Raw genomic sequence first — 19,267 nt, 5'->3', positions numbered from 1 at the left:
GATTTTACCCAATGCAGCCCTGACCTTGGAGGCAATCCGATGAAGATTTTATCTTTGCTGAAGGGTCTTTCCGATGCCGCGCCGACAAAGGGCCGGCATGATGACGGCGAGGTCGCGCGCTGGGTCGTCGACCCGCTGTCGCATCCGGTGCTCGACGCCATGTCCGAGCGCGAGCTCGGCGACATGCCGTTCCGGCTGACGGCCGGTCGCACGGCATACGAGACGGCCTGCACGACCTGCCGGTGAATCGCTGACCGCGGCCCGGCATTCCTTATCGTCGACGTCGGCGGCGCGGCACTGACAATCCTGGCGTGAGCCGGTCGTCGTCGCGAAGGCCAACTGGCCCAACACAAGCGCGTTGTTTCGCCAGCGCACACACCTATGTTGCGCTGCAATGAATGTCGCATCGCCATCCCCTTTGCGTCTTGCCGTCGCCGGCATGGTTGCGCTTGCCGTCGCCATGGGCATCGGCCGCTTCGTCTACACGCCGATCCTGCCGGGCATGATGGAGGAGCTGCATTTGACGCCGGCCGATGTCGGCTGGATCGCGTCCGCCAACTATCTCGGCTATCTCATCGGCGCGCTTGCCGCCGCCGGCGGCTGGGCGCACGGCCGCGAGCGCCTGCTGATGTTTTCCGGCCTCGCCGCCAGTGCCGTGCTTGCGGCTCTGATGGGTTTGAACGAGACGATGGCGGCATTCATCGTCATCCGCTTCCTTGCCGGGCTCGCCAGCGCCTTCGTCATGGTGTTCATGTCGTCGATCGTCTTCAGCCACCTTGCCGCGTCCGGCCGTGGCGACCTGCAAGCGCTGCATTTCGGCGGCGTCGGATTGGGTATCGCGGCGTCCTCGGTGCTGTTGGCCATTCTCGTCACTTCCCATGCCGGCTGGGCCGCCGGATGGCTCTGGTCCGGAGCCGCCTCTGCCGTCGGCCTGCTCTTCGTCGCATTGCTCGCGGGCTCCGCCACGCCGGCCAACGGCGTCGACGGGCCTGAACCGGCGTTGCCGAGGGACAGGTGTCTGACGAAGATGATCCTTGCCTACGGGCTGTTCGGCTTCGGCTATGTGGTGACGGCCACTTTCCTGGTCGCCATCGTTCGCCAGGGCGGCGGCGGGCGCGTCTTCGAGGCCACCGTCTGGATGGTCGCCGGCCTTGCCGGTTTCCCGTCGACCTGGTTCTGGCAGAAGCTCGCCGCCAGGACCGGGATCTATGCGGCTTATGCCGTGAGCTGCCTGGTCGAAGTAATCGGCGTCACCGCCAGCGTTGTCGTCAAGGGTTTCACTGGGCCGCTGCTCGCCGGCGTGCTGCTCGGCGGCACCTTCATCGCCATCACCGCACTCGGCTTGCAGACGGCAAGGCAGCTTGCGCCACAGGCGCCGCGCCGCATCTTCGCGGTGATGACCGCGGCCTTTGGCCTCGGCCAGATCATCGGTCCGATCGCCGCCGGCCTGCTTGCGCAGGCTTCGGGCAATTACGTGCTTGCCTCGGTCATGGCGGCTGCCGCTCTGCTGGTGTCCGGCGTCATTGCTTGGTCGGCTGCACCAAAATCGCCATGATTTGTGGTCTTGCTCGATGCCGGGCATCGGGCAGGGCATTTTCTTTCCCACTAATGTGTGACCTTATGCCCGCCGAACAGCAACGCCGCTGATTTGCGGTCAGACCGAGGAAACCCGCCACAGTGTTCGTATCCTTCTTCCCGCAGCCGAAGCTCTTTTTCACCTCGGCCGCCGTCTGGAGCCTTGCCGCAATCCTGTTCTGGTTCTTCGGCGGCGAGCAGTTGGGGGCCCTCTTCGGCTTGCCGCCGGCAGCGGCTGGGGCGCCGCCCGTCGTCGGCATCGCCGTGCTCTGGTCCACGCCGTTTCTGTGGTTCTACATCTACTTCGCTTTTTGCGTGCTGGTCTTCTATGCGTTCTGGAGATGGTATTCGCCGCACCCCTGGCAGAATTGGTCCATTCTGGTCGCGGCCTTCATCCTGTTCCTGATCTACTTCAACGTGCAGATCAGCGTCGCCATCAACGACTGGTATGGACCATTCTTTGACTACATTCAGGGACTGATGGCGAAGACGATGGAGTCCACCGACACCGAATTCTACACCAAGCTGGCCACGTTCGCCTGGTTGGCGCTGGTTGGCATGAACGTTCAGGTGGTCAACAACTTCATTGTCAGTCACTGGATATTCCGCTGGCGCACGGCGATGAACGACTACTTCATGTCGAACTGGAAAAGGCTGCGCCACATCGAGGGCGCCTCTCAGCGCATCCAGGAAGACACGATGCGCTTCTCGCAGATCATGGAGGATCTGGGCTCCAGTTTCATCCAGTCGATCATGACGCTGATAGCGTTCCTGCCGGTGATGATTCAGCTGCAGGCCCATATCACCGAGCTGCCGATCATCGGCGCTGTTCCCCAGCCGCTGGTGATCGCCGCGCTGGGCTGGTGCCTGTTCGGAACGGCCTCGGTCATGATCGCCGGCCTCAAGCTGCCGGGCTTGCAGTTCCGCAATCAGCGCGTGGAGGCCGCCTATCGCAAGGAACTCGTCTACGGCGAGGATCATGCTGACCGCGCCCAGCCGGCGACGACCGCCGAGCTGTTTGCCAATGTGCGCCACAACTACTTCCGGCTCTATTTCCACTACATCTATTTCAACGTCGTCCGCTACACCTACCTGCAGGCGGACAACATCTTCTCATTCTTGATCCTCGGGCCGTCGATCGTGGCGCACAGGATCACATTCGGCGCTCTAAATCAGATATCGAACGCGTTCGGCAAAGTGACGAACTCGCTGCAGTTCCTGTTGAACTCCTGGTCGACCATCGTCGAGCTGCAGTCGGTGCACAAACGTCTGCGCGCCTTCGAGGCGACGCTGGAAGGGGCGCCGCTGCCCGACCTCGACCAGCGTTATCTTGCCCGGCAGGGTGTGAAAGACCCGGCCTGAACGAGAGCATATCCAGGAAGAGTTTTCACGGGATCGGACTGTGGGCGGCTCAGCCGCCCACAGTCGCCTGCTTTTGATCGGCGCGCTGGCGCGCGAGATAGTCGCGGAAGCTGATGCACTCGACCTGCTTCATGACGCAGACCTCGTCCGCGAAGCGCTCGAGCGCGTTCCAGTAAGTGCCGCCGTTCATCTGCGTGAAGTGGAAGCCAAGCTCCAGCGGAAGGCGCTTGCCGTTATATTGTGCATCGAAGGCGGCGCGGAAAGCCTGATAGGCGCGGTCGGCGAACTCGTCCGCCCCGGCCGGCTGCTCGAAGCCGCCCGAGTGGCGGACATAGAGATTGTAGTCCATGGCGACAACCGACTTCGACTTCGGCCCTTCCGGGATCAGCGGCAATGCGAAGCGCGTGATGCCGCTCTTCGTCGGCGGCAGGGCGGGGCCGTTCGAGACACCGCTCGCGTCGTACTGAAAGCCGGCTTCCGGCAGCGCTTCGTAAAGCGCCTTGTCGGTCGACAGATACGGCGCGCGAAAACCAATCACCGCATGGCGGGCGAAGTCGCGCCAGCCGGGCGGCTCGGGTGAAATGCCGTTGATCGCATAGGCATTTTCGAGGATGCGCCTGAAGGCGCCGAACTCGGCCAGCCAGTCGGCCTTGCTCCAGTCCTTGCCGTCGAAATGGCCGCAGGCATGGCTGCCGATGTCATGGCCTTCGCTGGCTGCGAGCCGAATTTGTTCCAGCCTCTCAGCGACGTCCTGCTTCGAGGCGGCAAAGCCGATATTCGATTTGCCGGCGCCCTTGCCGGGCGCGACGTACTCGGCGCGCGTTTCCGGCGACAGCAGGAAGACGCAGGACAGAAAATAGGTGAAGTGCGCGCCGGTGCGTTTCGCCAGCGCGCGGCTGCGTTGCCACTGCGAGATTTCGCGCGCGCTGTCGAAGGAGATAAGGACGAGCTGCTGTGGCGTCGCCGGCATCGGATCCCGCGATCCGGGCGGATCGGCGATAGCCGCGGCAGCCGAGGTGGCAAGCGAAACGAGACTGAGCGCTAGGACGCGGAACGGATGTGGCACTGGCAACCTTCGGCAGCGATCTTTCAGACTGTTGGAAGCCGGCTATTGCCCAATTGTGGCATCGGTGCGTTGCGACGCACTCGCAAGCCGCTCTGGCTTGTCCCGCCGATTTTCCGGTGATCCCCCTTCCATGCCGACGAAATTTCGCTAAAACGCGGGGCTCGAAGAAGCGCCCCGTTCCGGGGCCGCAATGGTTTTTGATTGATGTCGGACGACAGTTTTATCCGCGAAGTCAACGAAGAGATGCGTCGCGAGCAGGCGCAGGCGCTGTGGGATCGTTTTGGTCCGATCGTGCTTGGTGCCGCGATCCTGATCGTGGTGGCGACGGCCGCCGTCGTTGGCTACCGCTATTGGGACGAGACCCGCGCCAACCGCTCGGGCGATGCCTTCTCAGCTGCGCTCAAGCTTGCCAATGACGGCAAGAACGACGAGGCGATCGCCGCTCTCGATCAGCTGGAAAAGGATGGCTACGGCGCCTACCCGCTGCTCGCCCGCATGCGGGGAGCGACCGTCAAGGCCGACAAGGGCGATGTCGAGGGAGCGGTCAAGGATTTCGACGCGGTCGCCGCCGACAGCGCCATTCCTGCCGGCATCCGCGACATGGCCCGCCTGAGGGCGGCGCTGCTTCTTGTCGATCACGGCTCCTTCGCCGATGTCTCCAGCCGGGTCGAGGCGCTGACCGCCGACACCAATCCGCTGCGCCACGCCGCGCGCGAGGCGCTCGGCCTTGCCGCCTGGAAGGAAGGCAAGTCGGCGGACGCGCTGAAACTGTTCGACCAGATCGCTTCGGATGACGGCGCCCCGCGCAATTCGCGCCAGCGGGCGCAACTGATGTCCGAGCTGATCCGCGGGTCGGGCAATGCGTCGTAGCGCATGTCGCCCAAAAGTGCGCAGCGGTTTTGGGATCAACGACATGCGCAACAAATGGTAGAGTCGGATGGGCTTCAAAGTCGCCATCATCGGCCGGCCTAACGTCGGCAAATCGACTCTTTTCAATCGGCTGGTGGGAAGGAAGCTGGCGCTTGTCGACGACACGCCGGGCGTGACGCGCGACCGTCGCGTCCACGCCGCCAAGCTCTACGATCTTCACTTCGACGTCATCGACACCGCAGGCTTCGAGGATGCGGCGGCGTCCACGCTGCCCGGCCGCATGCGCCAGCAGACCGAGATTGCGATCCGCGAGGCCGACCTGATCTTCTTCACCGTCGACGCCAAGTCGGGCCTGATGCCCGACGACCGGACTTTCGCCGACGTGGTGCGCAAATCCGGCAAGCCCGTCGTGCTGGTTGCCAACAAGGCCGAGGCGCGAGGCGCGCAAGGCGGCATGCTGGAAGCCTGGGAGCTCGGCCTCGGCGAGCCGATCCCGGTCTCGGCCGAGCACGGCCAGGGCATGCCCGATCTGCGCGACGCGGTGATCGCCGCGCTTGGCGAGGAGCGTGCCTTCGGCGAGGCCGAGGAAAGCCCAAGCGACGAGATCGCCGTCAGCGAGGTGCTGATCGGCGAGGACATCGCCGACCCCGATGCGGAGCCCGCTTATGACGACACCAAGCCGCTGCGCATTGCCGTCGTCGGCCGCCCCAATGCCGGCAAGTCGACGCTGATCAATGCGCTGATCGGCGAGGAGCGGCTGCTGACCGGCCCGGAAGCGGGTATCACCCGCGATTCCATCTCGGTCGACTGGGACTGGCGCGGCCGTCGGATAAAACTCTTCGACACGGCCGGCATGCGGCGCAAATCGAAGGTCCAGGAGAAGCTCGAGAAGCTTTCGGTGCAGGACGGCCTGCGTGCCATCCGCTTCGCGGAGATCGTCATCATCGTGCTCGATGCCACCATCCCCTTCGAGAAGCAGGATCTTCAGATTGCCGACCTGATCATCCGCGAGGGCAGAGCGCCGGTGATCGCCTTCAACAAATGGGACCTGATCGACAATCCGCAGGAGCTTCTGGCCGAGCTGCGCGAGAAGGCCGAGCGGCTTCTGCCGCAGGTGCGCGGCATCCAGGCGGTCACCGTCTCGGCCGAGACCGGGCGCGGCCTCGACCGGCTGATGGACGCCGTCATCAAGACGCACAAGGTCTGGAACAGCCGCGTCTCGACCGGCAAGCTCAACCGCTGGCTGGAAGGCATCCTCGCACACCATCCGCCGCCCGCCGTCGCCGGCCGCCGGCTGAAGATCAAATATGTCACGCAGGCAAAAACCCGGCCGCCGGGCTTCGTCGTCTCCTGCTCGCGCCCCGATGTGATGCCGCAATCCTATGTCCGCTATTTGTCGAACAGCCTGCGCGAGGCCTTCGACATGCCCGGCGTGCCGATCCGCATGGCTCTGCGCACCTCGGACAATCCCTTCGCGGGCAGGGCGAAGAAGCGGTGACCTCCCGGGAGAAGCGCCAACGCTGATTCCTCGTCATCCTCGGGTCTGCGCTCCGCTTCGCGTCGCTCCGCCCGTGGATGACGAACAGCCTGGGACCTAAGCGACCTCTCGCAACGTCTCTTTCGTCTCTGCCCCCTCGGGCAGCGCCTCCATCGCCGACTGCAAAAGAATCTCCGCCAGCCGCGCCGCCACCGGATCGAGCTCGGCATCCTTCTGGTGCAGGTGCAGCGCCATCTTCGGCAGCGGCGGCAGCCCAAGCACTCCCGGCGCGAGCGCTCTGACATTGGCGGGCAGGCCGATATCGGTGCGGATCGTCAGCCCAAGGCCGGCCGCGACCGCCGCCCAGATGCCGCTAAGGCTGGGGCTGGAGAAGGCCATGCGCCAGGCGAGGCCGGCTCGGTCGAGCGTCTCGGTCGCCACCGTGCGCAGCAGGCAAGGCGCCTCGAACACTACCAGCGGCAGCGCCTCGCCATCGCCGGAGCCCGCATCCATCGGTTTCGCCGGACCGATCCAGCGCGCCTGCACGTCGGCGACATGCCGGCTGTAGGGCAGCGTCGTGCCGTCGTGCCAGGCGAGCGCGATATCGAGGCTGCCGGACAGGACACGGTCGGCGAGCTCATGGCTGCGTCCGATGCGCGCCTCGATCCGGACTTTTGGATGGGCGCGGGCGAAGCGGCCGAGCACTTCGGGGAGCACGGCTTCGCCGAAATCCTCCTGCAGGCCGAGCCGCACCCAGCCTTCCAGCTCGACGTCGCGGATGGCGGAAGCCGCCTCGTCGTTGAGCTCGATCAGGCGCCGCGCATAGCCGAGCATGGTCTCGCCGGCCTCGGTCAGCGCCAGGCCGCGACCCGCCTTGCGGAAGATCGGCGTCGACGCCTGCTCCTCGAGCTTCTTCAGCTGCGCGCTCACCGCTGAAGTCGAGCGGCCGAGCCTTTCCGCCGCCTTGGCGAAGCTGCCCAGCTCCATACCGGTGACGAAGGTCCGCAGCACATCGAGGTCGAAGGTGACGCGTCGCATAAGACCGTCCTTGTTTTCAGGATTATAGATCAAAAACTTCCTGATTTTATGAACGAAGCTATAGCGCTACATCCATCCCGTCAAGGTCGGTCATCCGGCCGTCACGGGAAGTGAGTCATGTCAGCCGTCGTCACCCGCAGCGATTGCCAGCCGTCCGCGAAAGGCACAGCCGCCGCCCCAACCGGCCGCGCCTTCGGACCCAACCATCGCTGGAAGGTGCTGGGCACCGGTGTCGCCGCCAATGCTGGCTTCTCCGCCACCTTCTCCGGCGTTCCGGCGACCGCGGTCGTCATGCGTCAGGGCTACCATCTCGACAATGCCTCGCTAGGCCTGGCGCTCGGTCTGCTCGGCCTCGGCGTAGCGCTCAGTGAGTTGCCCTGGGGCGTGCTCACCGACCGCTGGGGCGACCGCCGCGTGCTCCTGACCGGGCTTGGCGCGACGGCGGCATGGCTGTTCATCATGGCCATGCTCGTCGTGCCGACGAAAGCAGCCGTTCCCGGCGTCACACTGCTTTCGGCAAGCCTGCTCGTCGCTGGCCTGCTCGGCGGCAGCGTCAACGGCTCCAGCGGCCGCGCCATCATGGGTTGGTTCGGCCAAGGCGAGCGTGGCTTTGCCATGAGCATCAGGCAGACGGCGGTGCCGCTCGGCGGCGGGCTCGGTGCGATGGTCCTGCCTTCGCTTGCCTTGTGCTTCGGCTTTGCCGCCGTCTTCGGCCTCCTTGCGGCGCTATCCGCGCTGTCGGCCTTCTTTGCCTGGCGCTGGCTGCACGAGCCGCCGACGCAAGGCAATGTCCACGCCGCCGGCGCAACGAGCTGTCCGGCGCCGCTGCGCAACATCGAGGTCTGGCGCATCTCGACGGCCATCGGCCTGCTCTGCTTCCCGCAGGTGGCGGTGCTCACCTTCGCCTCCGTCTTCCTGCACGACTTCGCCGGCATGGGCACGTGGGTGACCAGCGCCGGCCTTGCCGCCGTGCAGACGGGCGCCATGGTGATGCGCGTCTGGAGCGGCCGCTTCACCGACCGTCGCGGTAACCGCAGGCCGTTCCTGAGGCTCTGCAGCGCGCTCAGCGCGTTTGCGTTCCTGGCGCTTTGGTTGCTGGTGATCGCGGCGGCCGGGCAACCGGCTCTGATGGTGCTCCTGCCCGTCATGGTGGTCGTGGCCGGCATCTCCGTCTCGGCCTGGCATGGCGTTGCCTATACCGAGCTTGCGACGCTCGCCGGCCCCGGCCATGTCGGCACCGCGCTCAGCCTCGCCAACACCCTTGTCTTCGTCGGCTTCTGCCTGGTGCCGATCGCCATTCCCTGGCTCTTGCTTCTCTTTGCATGGCCGGGCGTCTGGCTGGCGGCCGCGATCTGCGCGGCGATCGCGTGGCCGATCTTCCTGCGCCCAGCCTGATTCACCAAGCCTGATTTTTTCGCCGGCTTGCCGAGGCAGTGGGAGGCCGGCTTGCCTTCAACATGAAAAAAACACGATCGATGTCGTTAACCCCCCATCAAGGTTAATGCTTCATTTTGGCTCTCCGGGGTCAGTAGCGTTTCTGGAGAGTTCCGTGCATCGACGCGTTTTTACGCGGCTCGTCGCCGCCGCCGTTGCGAATAAACCTTCCTTCCTTACTCCTTTGGTTCTGGGGCTCGGCTTCTGGGTCGGCTTTCCATCGGTCGTCGCCTATCAGGACATGGCGAGCCTCGTCTCCGGGCTGGAGTCGCCTCACGCTCGCTGGAACGCCTATGTCGAAAAATCCGTCGCCGGCTCGGTGCACGCCGCCGAGATGCCATTTGTCGATTCGGCCGCCACCGGCTCGATCTCTGGTTCGGGCGTGGAATTGCCGGGCGTCGGCGCGGTTGCGTTCCGCGGCAAAGGCAATGTCGGCGGCACCACCCCGGATGAGGATCGCGTCGTGCGCTCCGACAAGAAGGGCCGCCTCGTTCAGGTGTCACCGGTGGCGCCGCCGAAGAATTTCAGCGCCGGCTCGATCTTCGAGCGCAGCTCCTCGTTGCTCCGTCCGAGCATGGACAGCAACCTGAAGCTCACCTTCGCCAAGCCCGGCATCAAGGGCAAGGAAGTCCAGATCGCCCAGGCCTTCCACATCCGCGAGGACAAGAAGCCGGATGCGGATTTGCCGGCGGCGCTCGTCGCTCTCGTCAACAACGACAAGCCGGATATCCTCGCCACTGCCTATGCGCAGTCAGCACCGGACTACGCCAAGGCGTCGCCCTTCGAAGCGCTGCTGCAGGACGATCCGAACGACGGCCGCTTCATCCCGCCGATGGGCAAGGGCGACCATGCATGGATGCAGAACCCTTTGCCGGCGACGGTCTTCTCCATGCCGGAACAGGAATGCCTCGCCAAGGGCATCTATTTCGAGGCGCGCAGCGAGCCGGTGCGCGGCCAGGCCGCGGTGGCGCAGGTGATCCTCAACCGTGTCCGCAACCCCGCCTATCCGAAGACGATCTGCGGCGTCGTCTACCAGAACGACGACTGGTTCAACCGCTGTCAGTTCTCCTTTGCCTGCGACGGCAGGAAGAAGCGCATCAACGACCCGGTCGCCTACAAGACCGCGCAGGATGTCGCCATGGCGGTGACCGCAGGCAAGATCTTCATCCCCGAGGTCGGTTCCTCCACGCATTACTACGCTAACTATGTCCATCCGGGCTGGGCGCGTGCCATGCATCGCATGACCAGGATCGGCCTGCACATCTTCTATCGCACCTATGGCGGCGGCTGGAGCTGAGCCGTTCGAGCGAGCCTCCGGTAGCGTTCCGCGTGGCCTGCCGCTCGCACCGATCGGTGCGGCTTGCCGCGCGGATTCGCGCCGAGTCCCCCGCGCGGGCGTGACGGGCACGATGTCGCACCCGAATAAACCATTGATTTAAAACAGGAAAATACATCGCTTTGAAGTTCGACCCGTGGCTTGACGGGCGCGGACCCTCTAACTATGTTGCCGGCGACTTTAGAAGCGGACGGACGGTGATAGTCTGCCCGGGCAGGGGGGTTGCGATGGCCGACAAAAACAGGCCAGACGGAACCGGAGAAACCGGCCGCGGCAGGCAGCCAGAAGCCACCATCCGCGGCGACGAACTTGAGCGCCGCCGGCGCGAGCTTGAAGCATCGCTTGCATCAAGACGCACGGACCGGCTCGAGGGGAAAGACGAAGCGAAAGCTGCGACCGGTTACGGTCAGGCACTGAAGCTGTCCAGCGAGTTCATCGCCGGAGTGGTGGTTGGTGTCGGCTTGGGCTGGATTGTCGACCGCCTGGCGGGTATCGCGCCATGGGGTCTGATCGTCGGCCTGTTGCTGGGCTTCGGCGCCGGTATACTCAATGTCCTGCGTTCGGCGGGACTTGCGTCGGAATTCGGTCAGGGCGGGAAGCCGCGCGAGCCGAAGGAATGAAATGAGGCGCCGCAAGGCGCTAAAGCGAACTCAAGAAGCCGGTTGCGGCTTTGACGGGGATAAAAAGTGGCTGCTGACAAGGTCGATCCGATCCACCAGTTCCAGATCCATCCGATCATTCCGATTCATATCGGCGGCTACGACGTCTCCTTCACCAATTCCGCTCTGTTCATGGTCGTGACGGTCATCGTCGCTTCCGCCTTCCTGTACATGAGCACCGCCAGCCGCGCCCTGATCCCGGGCCGCCTGCAGTCGGTGTCGGAAATGGCCTACGAATTCGTCGGCAACATGCTGCGCGACGCGGCGGGCAAGCAGGGGATGCAGTTCTTCCCGCTGGTGTTCTCGTTGTTCATGTTCGTGCTGGTCGCCAACCTCATCGGCCTGTTCCCCTATTTCTTCACCGTCACCAGCCACATCATCGTCACCTTCACGCTGGCCGCGCTGGTGATCGGCACCGTCATCGTCTACGGCTTCGCCAAGCATGGGCTGGGCTTCCTCAAGCTGTTCGTGCCGCATGGCGTGCCCGGCTATCTCTTGCCGCTGGTGGTGGCGATCGAAATCATTTCCTTCGTCTCGCGCCCCGTCAGCCTCTCGGTTCGTCTTTTCGCCAACATGCTGGCCGGCCACATCACGCTGAAGGTGTTTTCGGGCTTCGTCGTCAGCCTCAGTGCGCTCGGCGCCGTCGGCGTCGCCGGCTCGGTCCTGCCGCTCGCCATGGCGGTCGCGCTGACGGCGCTGGAACTGCTGGTCGCCTTCCTGCAGGCCTACGTCTTCGCGGTGCTGACCTGCATGTATCTGAACGACGCCCTGCACCCGAGCCACTGATCGATTTTCTCCGGCGCTTCGGCGCCAGCTTACCCAACGTACCAACTGCAACGATTACGAAAAACCACAGGAGTTTTGAAATGGACGCAACTGCAGCAGCTGCTATCGGCGCTGGTATCGCCTGCATCGGCATGGGCGGCGCGGGCATCGGCCTCGGCAACATCTTCGGCAGCTATCTCTCGGGTGCGCTCCGCAACCCGTCGGCTGCTGACGGCCAGTTCGGCCGGCTGATCTTCGGCTTCGCCGTGACCGAAGCTCTGGGCATCTTCTCGCTCCTCATCGCGCTGCTCTTGGTCTTCAAGTAAGAAGCACGCGCTGACGAAAGGGGCCGCATGGTGCGGCCCCGCCGTATGGACAGGGGAATGACATGTTCGTGACATCTGCCTTTGCGCAAGAGTCCGCGCCGGCTGCGGCCGAAGGCGATACGCATGCGGGCACTGCCGTGCCTGCCGAGGAGCATGGCACGTTCCCGCCGTTCAATGCCGAGACCTTCCCGTCGCAGATTCTGTGGCTGGTCATCACCTTCGGGCTCTTCTATCTGTTCCTGAAGCGGGTTGTGATGCCGCGCGTCGGCGGTATCATCGATGTCCGCAACGATCGCATCACCCAGGATCTCGACCACGCCGCGAGGCTGAAGGGCGAGGCCGATGCGGCCGTTGCGGCCTACGAGCAGGAACTGGCGGAAGCCAAGGCGCGCGCCAACACGATCGGCCAGCAAGCGAGCGACGCCGCCAAGAGCGAAGCCGAAAGCACGCGCAAGAAGCTCGAGGCGGAACTCGAAAAGAAGCTCGGCGAGGCCGAGGCGAGCATCGCCTCGATCAAGGCCAAGGCGATGAAGGAAGTCGGCACGATCGCCGAGGACACTACGTCGGCCATCGTCGAGGCGCTCGTCGGCGGCAAGACTGACAAGGCCGAGATCTCGGCCGCGGTCAAATCCGCGAGCCGGTGAGGAGGGCATCATGGACGCCACATCACTCGCGACGCTCTGGGCAACCATTGCCCTGATCATCTTCCTCGGCGCCGTCATCTACCTGAAGGTGCCGGGCATGCTCGCCAAGTCGCTCGACGCCCGCGCGGCCAAGATCAGCAGCGAGCTCGAGGAAGCCCGCCGGCTGCGCGAAGAGGCCCAGCAACTGCTCGGCCAGTATCAGCAGAAGCGCAAGGAAGCCGAGAAGGAGGCCGCCGACATCGTCGCCGCCGCCAAGCGCGAGGCCGAACTCCTTGCCTCCGAGGCGCATAAGAAGACCGAGGACTATGTCGCCCGGCGCACGGCGCTTGCCGAGCAGAAGATCAGCCAGGCCGAGCGCGAAGCGATCGGCGAGGTGCGCGCCAGCGCCGTCGACATTGCTGTCGAAGCCGCCCGCGCGCTGCTTGCCGCCAAGGTCGACGCCAAGGCCGGCGCCGATCTGTTCAAGTCTGCGCTGCAGGACGTGAGGGCCAAGCTGAACTGAGCGGCTCTACCGTCGCCAACAGGAAGCCGCCTGGGCAACCCGGCGGCTTTTTTGTTGGAAAGGACGCCCGGCGCTGAAGCTGCCAATTTCCCCCTTGTGGGGGAGATGCCCGGCAGGGCAGAGGGGGGCGCGAAGGATCGCCGGCGTTGCATTCTGGTCCGCCGCGCCGACGCGGATTATTTGAGGAATCTGGGCTCCAATGATAGACAGGCTGGAGGGCCAGCGCCCCCCTCTGGCCTGCCGGCCATCTCCCCCACAAGGGGGGAGATCAGCAGCGTCGCCGTCGCCTCACTCCAGACCGATCAGGCCTTCCTCTTCCTCAACCAATTCCGTGCCGCCCAGCCGGAACGGCGCGAAGGATGCGCGGTGCAGTCTTGCCACCGGGCCGTGCGCTTCGATCGCGGTCCGGTGCCGGACCGTCGCATAGCCCATATGCACCTCGAAGCCGTAATGCTCATGATGGCCGCCACAGCCGCACATCATGCGGTCGCGCATCACTTTGGCGACGATCGAGGCGGCGGCGATCGATTGCGAGCGCTGATCGCCCTTGATCAAAGCGCGGCCCTCGCAGGCGAGCCCTGGCGGCACGTCGCGGCCATCGGCCAAAGCCAGCTTGGGCCGCAGCGACAGGCCGGCGGCGGCACGGCGCATCGCTTCCAGGCTGGCTTTCAAAATATTGCTGTTGTCGATGCCTTCGGCGCTGATCGAGGCCATCGAGACGCTGAGCGCCGAGCCCAGGATTTTCAGGAACAGCGCCTCGCGCTGCAGGTGGGTGAGGCGCTTGGAATCATCGAGGCCTTCGGGAATGTTGGCGGGGTTGAGCACGACGGCTGCCGCCACAACCGGACCGGCCAGCGGCCCGCGGCCCGCCTCGTCCATGCCCGCGACTGGCCAAAGTCCCTCGGCCATCGCCTTCGTCTCGATGGAGAAGTCAGGCTTCTCGACCATTTCAAACAGAAGCGGAGAATCGGAACGCGCGCGAGCCATGGTGCGGCGAGGTTCGCATCGGCTCCGATTCTCCGCAAGTCCCTCCGGGTCGGATGGGGCGTCGGACCGGGAGGGCACCGTCTCACGGCCGGGGGACTGGGCCGGACGGGATTCTTGAGCAATTCCAGGAAAGTGCGCAGCGGTTCTTCATCCTGGAATTGCGTAAAAACAAATACTTAGCGGATCGCAGGTCTTTCGTGGCCAGCGCCGTCATCACAGCAGCATCAGCTGCTCGCCAGCGCCGGAGCCTGCGACGAATTGATCGGTCCGAAGCTGCCGCCGCTCGGCATTGAGGCCGAGCCGCTTGGCGGCGATCTCGAAGCGCCGGCCGATCTGGCAGGCATAGGGACCGGCGCCCTTCATGCGCTTGCCCCATTCCGAATCGTAGTCCTTGCCGTCGCGCATCGAACGGATCAGCGACATCACGTGCCGGTAGCGGTCGGGATAGTGCCGCAGCAGCCAGTCCTTGAAGATCGGCGCCACTTCCAGCGGCAGCCGCAACACGACATAGCCTGCTTCCCTGGCGCCGGCGGCGCGAGCCGAATCGAGGATGCGCTCCAGTTCCGGATCGTTGAGGCCTGGAATGATCGGCGCCACCATCACTGAGGCGGGGACGCCGGCATCCGAAAGCTGCCTTATCGCCTCCAGCCGCTTCGTCGGCGTCGATGCGCGCGGCTCCATGGTTCGCGCCAGCATGCGGTCGAGCGTCGTCACCGACAGCGCCACCTTGGCGAGGCTGCGTTCGGCCATGCGCGACAGGATATCGATGTCGCGCGTCACCAGCGCCGACTTGGTGACGATGCCGACCGGATGGCCGCGCGCCTCCAGCACTTCGAGGATCTCGCGCATGATGCGATACTGCTTCTCGATCGGCTGGTAGGGATCGGTGTTGGTGCCGATGGCGATGGTGCGCGGCTGGTAGCCGGGTTTCGACAATTCCCTGTCCAGCATGCGTGCTGCATCCGGTTTGGCGAACAGCTTCGATTCGAAATCGAGTCCCGGCGACAGGCCCATGAAGGCATGTGTCGGCCTGGCGAAGCAGTAGACGCAGCCATGCTCGCAGCCGCGGTAGGGATTGATCGAACGGTCGAAGGAAATATCCGGCGATTCGTTGCGGGTGATGATGGTGCGCGGCTTTTCTACCTGCACCTCGGTCTTGAACGGCGGCAACTCCTCCAGCGAGTTCCAGCCGTCGTCGAACACATGCCGGCTGACGGGCTCGAAGCGGCCGGATGGATTGATGCCGGCGGAGCGTCCGCGGTTGCGGTCGGGGCGGACGCGCACGCCGCTCTGTTCGATCACGGCATTGGCCATCTCGGCCCTGCCTGCGCCGAAGGCGGCAATGTCGGCGCGGACGATCTGTTCCATTTTCGCCCTCTCCCAAGGACTGTCGGCGGGATGTCGAATCGCTCTGTTCATGAAACTATTCCTATTTTGCCGATGAGAACAAAGCAAGAACTTTTTCGCTGGGAACGTGCAACTGGCGCATCGCCGCGCTTTCCGCTATTCGGCTAAAATGCTCAGCGTTCTCATCGAGACCAAGAACGACGAAGAGGGCCTTGCCCGCACGCTCGCCTCGCTGATCGGCGGCGCGGTCGAGGGCATGGTGCGCGACGTCATCGTCTGCGACGCCGGGTCGACCGACCAGACGCATCGCGTAGCAGAGCATGCCGGCTGCCATTATGTGGCCGGCGGCATTGCCGCCGGTATCAGCCGGGCCAAGGGAGATTGGCTGCTGCTGCTGGAGCCCGGCGCGCGATTGGCAGAAGGCTGGATCGAGGAGGTCGCGGCCCACACGGCAAGGCAGACCATGCCCGCGCGCTTCTCACGCGCCCGCGGCAATCGCACACCGTTCCTGGCTCGTGTGTTTTCGGGCAGTCGTGCGCTGGCCGAAGGTCTCGTCATCAGCAAGCGCCAGGCCGCGGCTCTGGCGAAAAGCGCGCGCAGCGCCGAAGCCCTGGCGCGTGGCCTGGCTACCAGGAGGCTCAACGCCGAAGTCTGGGTCGCGCCGACGAAGTGATGCAAGCGCCCGCATGAGGAAAGCCGAGCAGCAAATTTCAGTCCTTGCTTTATTGTGCATTGCACAAAATTAACGGCGAGGTTAGCATCCCGGCATGCGGGACAATCGGGATTGGGTAATGCCGAAGCGATAGGCGGGCGTCGCTTCGTCGAACGTCAATGCATATGAGGACCCCGATGAATCTTGCTCCCCCAGACAATTCCGGTGCGGCCAGCCTGGAGGCCATCGCCCGCGATGGCAGCCTGCTCAGGCGCATCGCCGTGCGCATCCCGACCTATTTGAAGGATCTTCGCGAGAACCCGGCCTGGCTGCCGATGTTCGTGCTGGCGCGCACCATGCCGGGGCGTCGCATGCATTGGCTTGGCGCCAGAGCTACCCGTCCGCTCGACGATGCGGGTGCAACGATGTTCACCGGCATCGAACGCGACGCGGTCGTCGAGGCGCTGCGCTCCGATGGGCTGTTTTCGGGCTTCATGCTGCCGCCCGCGATCCGTGAGGAGATCGCCGCTTTCGCGCAACGCACGCCCTGTTTCGGCAATTTCGACCGCCGTCTCGAATTCATGCCGGGCGACCATGCCGAGGCCGAGAAGCGTTTCGGTCGCTCGCTGCTCAGCGGTCACTATTTCGAGCGTATACTTGACTGCAACGCGGCGCTCGCCATCCAGAAGGATCCGCTGCTGCTCGACGTCGCCCGGCATTATCTCGGCGGCCAGGCGAAATTGATCACGACGCGCGTCTGGTGGAGCTTCCCGACCGGCAAGGCTTCCGACGCCGACAAGAACCTCGCCTCGCTCGGCAAATACCATTTCGACCTCGACGACTGGCGCATGCTGAAGTTCTTCTTCTATCTGGCGCCGGTCGACGCCGGTACCGGGCCGCATGTCTATGTCCGCGGCAGCCACAAGCGCCGCGCGCTCAAGCACCAACTGACGCTCCTGGTCGGCCATCCGGCGGAAGAGGTGCTGGATGTCTACGGCCAGCAAAGCCCGGTCACGCTGACGGGCGAGGCGGGCCTCGGCTTCGTCGAGGATCCGTTCGGCTTCCACATGGGCACGGTGCCGGCGAACACGCCGCGCCTGATGATGGAAATCGGCTTCGGCGTCTCGCGGCCTTCGCGCCGCCGCTTCCACGGCGAGCCGGTCATTCGCTAGAGCAATTCCAGGAAAAGTGCCTAGCGGTTTCCGTCCGGAATTGCGTCAAAACAAACGGGTCAGATCCCACGGACTTCAACCGGCATCCAGGCGGTGCGACGCCTGGCCAGTCGCTGCTCGCGGCTTTCGGCGTCGTAGCGGACCGGGATCGGCTCGCGGGAGAACTGCTCTCGATCATCCAGCGCATTGATGATGACGATGGCCCTGGCGTCAGCGCCATCGCCGGCGATCGCCGCGACATAGACGCCGCATTCGCGGCAGAGGAGATAGTCGGCGGTGCGCAGGCCGAAGCGATAGATCTGCAGCCGCGCGCTGTCTTCGACCGAGACGACCAGCGTCCCGTCCGGATCGGCAGCCGCCCGCGATCCATGCCGGATGCAAAACGAGCACTGGCAGGCGCGGATTTCCATCCCGCCGGGATCGAGAGCGCTGGAGAAGCTCAGGCGGATGTTGCCGCAATGACATCCGCCGCTGTGAACGGTCATGGCACGGTCCCTTGTTTCCTCGCACAAGGTACTTCGCCGGCATCGACTTCGGAATGGCGCCTCGAAGGCGAGAGCGCCATTCCGCCTGCAAACCGGATGCCGATCGGGTGCTTTGCCCGTGCTTTACGAGGCGGCCTTGCCGCCTCGCCTGAGATGCTCGTCCAGCCGCGGCATGATCTCGACGAAGTTGCACGGCATGTGCCGGTAGTCGAGCTGCGCCTTGATGATGCCGTCCCAGGCGTCCTTGCAGGCGCCGGGCGAGCCCGGCAGGACGAAGACGAAGGTGGCGTTGACGACGCCGCCGGTCGCCCGGCTCTGGATCGTCGAGGTGCCGATCTTGTCATAGGAGATGCGGTGGAAGACTTCCGAAAACCCATCCATGCGTTTTTCGAAGATCGGTTCCAGCGCCTCCGGCGTCACGTCGCGCCCGGTGAAGCCGGTGCCGCCGGTGGTGATGATGACATCCACCGCTTCGTCCCTCGACCAGCCAAGCACTTTCTCGCGGATCTTTTCGCGGTCGTCGATGACTATGTCGCGGGCGGCCAGGATATGGCCTGCCTCCGCGATCCGGTCGGCCAGCGTCTGACCCGATTTGTCGTCGGCTAGGCTGCGCGTGTCGGAAACGGTCAGCACCGCGATGCGCACCGGAATGAAGGGACGGTTTTCGTCAATCTTGGCCATGAGCGTCGGCCTCCATGCTGCGCGTCGCTGCGACGAACCAGCCGGGATGGCGGCCGCGGATGTCGATCGCCGCGCGCTTGGCGACATTGCCGGTTTCGAACAGGCCGAAGCAGGTGGCCCCGGAGCCGGACATACGGGCGAAGGCGGCACCTGCTTTTTTGAGTGCCTTGAGCGCTTCGCCGACGGCCGGCTGGATGGTTTGGGCGGCGGGTTCGAGATCGTTGCGGGTCGCTTCGAGCCAGTTGCGGATGGTGTGAAAATCCAGACGGCTCGGCAGGGGCGGCAATGCCTCATTGTCGCGCCTGGAAAGTGCTTTGAACACGTCGGGCGTCGAGACGGCGGCGCTGGAATTGACCAGAACCAACGCCAATGCCGGAAATTCCGCCAGCGGCGACAATTCATCGCCGATGCCGCGCGCAATCAGCGGCTTCGCCTTGAGACACATCGGCAGATCGGCGCCGAGCGCCAGCCCGATCCGCGCCAGACCGGCTTCGTCGATATCGAGCTTCCAGAGACGCGCAAGACCGTCGAGCGCGGCCGCGGCGTCGCTCGAGCCGCCGCCGACGCCGGAGGCGATCGGCAGGTTCTTTTCCAGTTGTATGGCAACGGGTGACGTCCGCTCCGGACCGGCCTCTTGGCGTAAGGCCTCACGCGCCCGCACGACCAGATTGTCGCCACCGAGCGGCATGCCGGCGGCGAAGGGGCCGGATACCGAGAACGCGTCATGCTCCGCCGGCTCGATCTGCAGCCGGTCGCCGAACCGGGTGAACACGGCCAGGCTGTCGAGCAGGTGGTAGCCATCGGCGCGCCGTCCGATGACATGCAGTGCCAGATTGATCTTGGCAGGCGCAAGCCATGTCCGGGACTTGGCCTCGGGCTCCAGAATGTC

General features: G+C 64.7%; 21 protein-coding genes. 14 read left to right on the top strand and 7 right to left on the bottom strand.

The annotated features are described in order from the left end of the window. Positions 1-39: 39 nt before the first annotated feature. The 3 genes from P9236_RS04430 to sbmA all read left to right on the top strand — a co-directional run bounded on the left by P9236_RS04430 (position 40) and on the right by sbmA (position 2,937). Positions 40-246 (top strand): hypothetical protein, encoded by a 207-nt coding sequence (locus P9236_RS04430; RefSeq protein WP_278073376.1) that lies wholly within the window; start codon positions 40-42, stop codon positions 244-246. Positions 247-394: 148 nt separating this feature from the next. Then, positions 395-1,555 (top strand): YbfB/YjiJ family MFS transporter, encoded by a 1,161-nt coding sequence (locus P9236_RS04425; RefSeq protein WP_278073375.1) that lies wholly within the window; start codon positions 395-397, stop codon positions 1,553-1,555. A gap of 122 nt (positions 1,556-1,677) precedes the next feature. Continuing rightward, entirely contained in the window at positions 1,678-2,937 is a 1,260-nt protein-coding gene (sbmA, locus tag P9236_RS04420; protein WP_278073374.1) for a peptide antibiotic transporter SbmA, read from the top strand. A gap of 49 nt (positions 2,938-2,986) precedes the next feature. Here sbmA and P9236_RS04415 read toward each other — a convergent pair whose 3' ends face one another. Further along, positions 2,987-4,003: a polysaccharide deacetylase gene (locus P9236_RS04415; protein WP_278073373.1), complete on the bottom strand. Its 1,017-nt coding sequence runs from the start codon at positions 4,001-4,003 to the stop codon at positions 2,987-2,989. Between the two features lie 204 nt (positions 4,004-4,207). Here P9236_RS04415 and P9236_RS04410 point away from each other — a divergent pair, with 204 nt between their 5' ends. Continuing rightward, on the top strand, positions 4,208-4,873 hold the full coding sequence (locus P9236_RS04410; protein ID WP_278073372.1) for a tetratricopeptide repeat protein: 666 nt from the start codon (positions 4,208-4,210) through the stop codon (positions 4,871-4,873). A gap of 67 nt (positions 4,874-4,940) precedes the next feature. Further along, positions 4,941-6,371, top strand: coding sequence for a ribosome biogenesis GTPase Der (gene der, locus P9236_RS04405; protein WP_278073371.1), 1,431 nt, complete (start codon positions 4,941-4,943; stop codon positions 6,369-6,371). A gap of 96 nt (positions 6,372-6,467) precedes the next feature. Here der and P9236_RS04400 read toward each other — a convergent pair whose 3' ends face one another. Beyond that, entirely contained in the window at positions 6,468-7,388 is a 921-nt protein-coding gene (locus P9236_RS04400) for a LysR substrate-binding domain-containing protein (RefSeq protein ID WP_278073370.1), read from the bottom strand. A 117-nt stretch (positions 7,389-7,505) separates the two neighbouring features. On the opposite strand from P9236_RS04400, the gene P9236_RS04395 reads away from it, so the two are divergent. The 7 genes from P9236_RS04395 (at position 7,506) to P9236_RS04365 (ending at position 13,054) form a co-directional block, all read left to right on the top strand. Next, positions 7,506-8,783, top strand: coding sequence for an MFS transporter (locus tag P9236_RS04395; protein ID WP_278073369.1), 1,278 nt, complete (start codon positions 7,506-7,508; stop codon positions 8,781-8,783). 154 nt (positions 8,784-8,937) lie between these two features. Further along, entirely contained in the window at positions 8,938-10,119 is a 1,182-nt protein-coding gene (locus P9236_RS04390) for a cell wall hydrolase (protein ID WP_278073368.1), read from the top strand. 266 nt (positions 10,120-10,385) lie between these two features. After that, positions 10,386-10,778: an AtpZ/AtpI family protein gene (locus P9236_RS04385; RefSeq protein ID WP_278073367.1), complete on the top strand. Its 393-nt coding sequence runs from the start codon at positions 10,386-10,388 to the stop codon at positions 10,776-10,778. A 66-nt stretch (positions 10,779-10,844) separates the two neighbouring features. Beyond that, the gene (locus P9236_RS04380; protein WP_278073366.1) at positions 10,845-11,603 is read left to right on the top strand and encodes a F0F1 ATP synthase subunit A; all 759 of its coding nucleotides are present in this window, start codon (positions 10,845-10,847) and stop codon (positions 11,601-11,603) included. Positions 11,604-11,683: 80 nt separating this feature from the next. Beyond that, a complete protein-coding gene (locus P9236_RS04375; protein ID WP_027164582.1) occupies positions 11,684-11,908 on the top strand; it encodes a F0F1 ATP synthase subunit C in 225 nt (74 codons plus the stop codon). A gap of 62 nt (positions 11,909-11,970) precedes the next feature. Then, on the top strand, positions 11,971-12,552 hold the full coding sequence (locus tag P9236_RS04370) for a F0F1 ATP synthase subunit B (protein WP_278073365.1): 582 nt from the start codon (positions 11,971-11,973) through the stop codon (positions 12,550-12,552). Between the two features lie 10 nt (positions 12,553-12,562). Further along, complete coding sequence (locus P9236_RS04365) at positions 12,563-13,054, top strand: F0F1 ATP synthase subunit B (RefSeq protein WP_278073364.1); 492 nt, start codon at positions 12,563-12,565, stop codon at positions 13,052-13,054. A 288-nt stretch (positions 13,055-13,342) separates the two neighbouring features. Here the strand turns inward: P9236_RS04365 and P9236_RS04360 are convergent, their stop codons facing one another. Together P9236_RS04360 and P9236_RS04355 are read right to left on the bottom strand one after the other, a co-directional pair. Continuing rightward, positions 13,343-14,041 (bottom strand): ribonuclease HII, encoded by a 699-nt coding sequence (locus P9236_RS04360; RefSeq protein ID WP_278073363.1) that lies wholly within the window; start codon positions 14,039-14,041, stop codon positions 13,343-13,345. A gap of 213 nt (positions 14,042-14,254) precedes the next feature. After that, on the bottom strand, positions 14,255-15,409 hold the full coding sequence (locus P9236_RS04355; RefSeq protein WP_278073362.1) for a PA0069 family radical SAM protein: 1,155 nt from the start codon (positions 15,407-15,409) through the stop codon (positions 14,255-14,257). Positions 15,410-15,557: 148 nt separating this feature from the next. Between P9236_RS04355 and P9236_RS04350 the strand changes: the two genes are divergently transcribed. Next, the gene (locus tag P9236_RS04350) at positions 15,558-16,061 is read left to right on the top strand and encodes a glycosyltransferase (RefSeq protein ID WP_278073361.1); all 504 of its coding nucleotides are present in this window, start codon (positions 15,558-15,560) and stop codon (positions 16,059-16,061) included. 176 nt (positions 16,062-16,237) lie between these two features. Beyond that, positions 16,238-17,212: a hypothetical protein gene (locus tag P9236_RS04345; protein WP_278073360.1), complete on the top strand. Its 975-nt coding sequence runs from the start codon at positions 16,238-16,240 to the stop codon at positions 17,210-17,212. Between the two features lie 59 nt (positions 17,213-17,271). Here P9236_RS04345 and P9236_RS04340 read toward each other — a convergent pair whose 3' ends face one another. The 3 genes from P9236_RS04340 to P9236_RS04330 all read right to left on the bottom strand — a co-directional run bounded on the left by P9236_RS04340 (position 17,272) and on the right by P9236_RS04330 (position 19,261). After that, positions 17,272-17,697, bottom strand: coding sequence for a hypothetical protein (locus P9236_RS04340; RefSeq protein WP_278073359.1), 426 nt, complete (start codon positions 17,695-17,697; stop codon positions 17,272-17,274). A 123-nt stretch (positions 17,698-17,820) separates the two neighbouring features. Then, on the bottom strand, positions 17,821-18,378 hold the full coding sequence (moaB, locus tag P9236_RS04335; RefSeq protein WP_278073358.1) for a molybdenum cofactor biosynthesis protein B: 558 nt from the start codon (positions 18,376-18,378) through the stop codon (positions 17,821-17,823). Beyond that, entirely contained in the window at positions 18,365-19,261 is an 897-nt protein-coding gene (locus P9236_RS04330) for a 4-(cytidine 5'-diphospho)-2-C-methyl-D-erythritol kinase (RefSeq protein ID WP_278073543.1), read from the bottom strand. Before P9236_RS04330 ends, moaB begins: the two co-directional genes overlap by 14 nt. Positions 19,262-19,267 lie beyond the last annotated feature (6 nt).

The organism is Mesorhizobium sp. WSM4884, assembly GCF_029625675.1.
GTDB lineage: Bacteria > Pseudomonadota > Alphaproteobacteria > Rhizobiales > Rhizobiaceae > Mesorhizobium.
The sequence above is the reverse complement of the archived record's forward strand: the minus strand, read 5'-3'. Positions and strand labels throughout refer to the sequence as shown.

Bases quoted from the DNA above. Each gene is read 5' to 3' on its own strand.
- P9236_RS04385 (WP_278073367.1), top strand. From the start codon at position 10,386: ATGGCCGACAAAAACAGGCCAGACGGAACCGGAGAAACCGGCCGCGGC.
- P9236_RS04370 (WP_278073365.1), top strand. From the start codon at position 11,971: ATGTTCGTGACATCTGCCTTTGCGCAAGAGTCCGCGCCGGCTGCGGCC.
- P9236_RS04345 (WP_278073360.1), top strand. From the start codon at position 16,238: ATGAATCTTGCTCCCCCAGACAATTCCGGTGCGGCCAGCCTGGAGGCC.
- P9236_RS04355 (WP_278073362.1), bottom strand. From the start codon at position 15,409: ATGGAACAGATCGTCCGCGCCGACATTGCCGCCTTCGGCGCAGGCAGG.
- P9236_RS04350 (WP_278073361.1), top strand. From the start codon at position 15,558: ATGCTCAGCGTTCTCATCGAGACCAAGAACGACGAAGAGGGCCTTGCC.
- der (WP_278073371.1), top strand. From the start codon at position 4,941: ATGGGCTTCAAAGTCGCCATCATCGGCCGGCCTAACGTCGGCAAATCG.
- moaB (WP_278073358.1), bottom strand. From the start codon at position 18,378: ATGGCCAAGATTGACGAAAACCGTCCCTTCATTCCGGTGCGCATCGCG.
- P9236_RS04375 (WP_027164582.1), top strand. From the start codon at position 11,684: ATGGACGCAACTGCAGCAGCTGCTATCGGCGCTGGTATCGCCTGCATC.
- P9236_RS04340 (WP_278073359.1), bottom strand. From the start codon at position 17,697: ATGACCGTTCACAGCGGCGGATGTCATTGCGGCAACATCCGCCTGAGC.
- P9236_RS04410 (WP_278073372.1), top strand. From the start codon at position 4,208: ATGTCGGACGACAGTTTTATCCGCGAAGTCAACGAAGAGATGCGTCGC.
- P9236_RS04365 (WP_278073364.1), top strand. From the start codon at position 12,563: ATGGACGCCACATCACTCGCGACGCTCTGGGCAACCATTGCCCTGATC.
- P9236_RS04425 (WP_278073375.1), top strand. From the start codon at position 395: ATGAATGTCGCATCGCCATCCCCTTTGCGTCTTGCCGTCGCCGGCATG.
- P9236_RS04430 (WP_278073376.1), top strand. From the start codon at position 40: ATGAAGATTTTATCTTTGCTGAAGGGTCTTTCCGATGCCGCGCCGACA.
- P9236_RS04395 (WP_278073369.1), top strand. From the start codon at position 7,506: ATGTCAGCCGTCGTCACCCGCAGCGATTGCCAGCCGTCCGCGAAAGGC.
- P9236_RS04360 (WP_278073363.1), bottom strand. From the start codon at position 14,041: ATGGCTCGCGCGCGTTCCGATTCTCCGCTTCTGTTTGAAATGGTCGAG.
- P9236_RS04400 (WP_278073370.1), bottom strand. From the start codon at position 7,388: ATGCGACGCGTCACCTTCGACCTCGATGTGCTGCGGACCTTCGTCACC.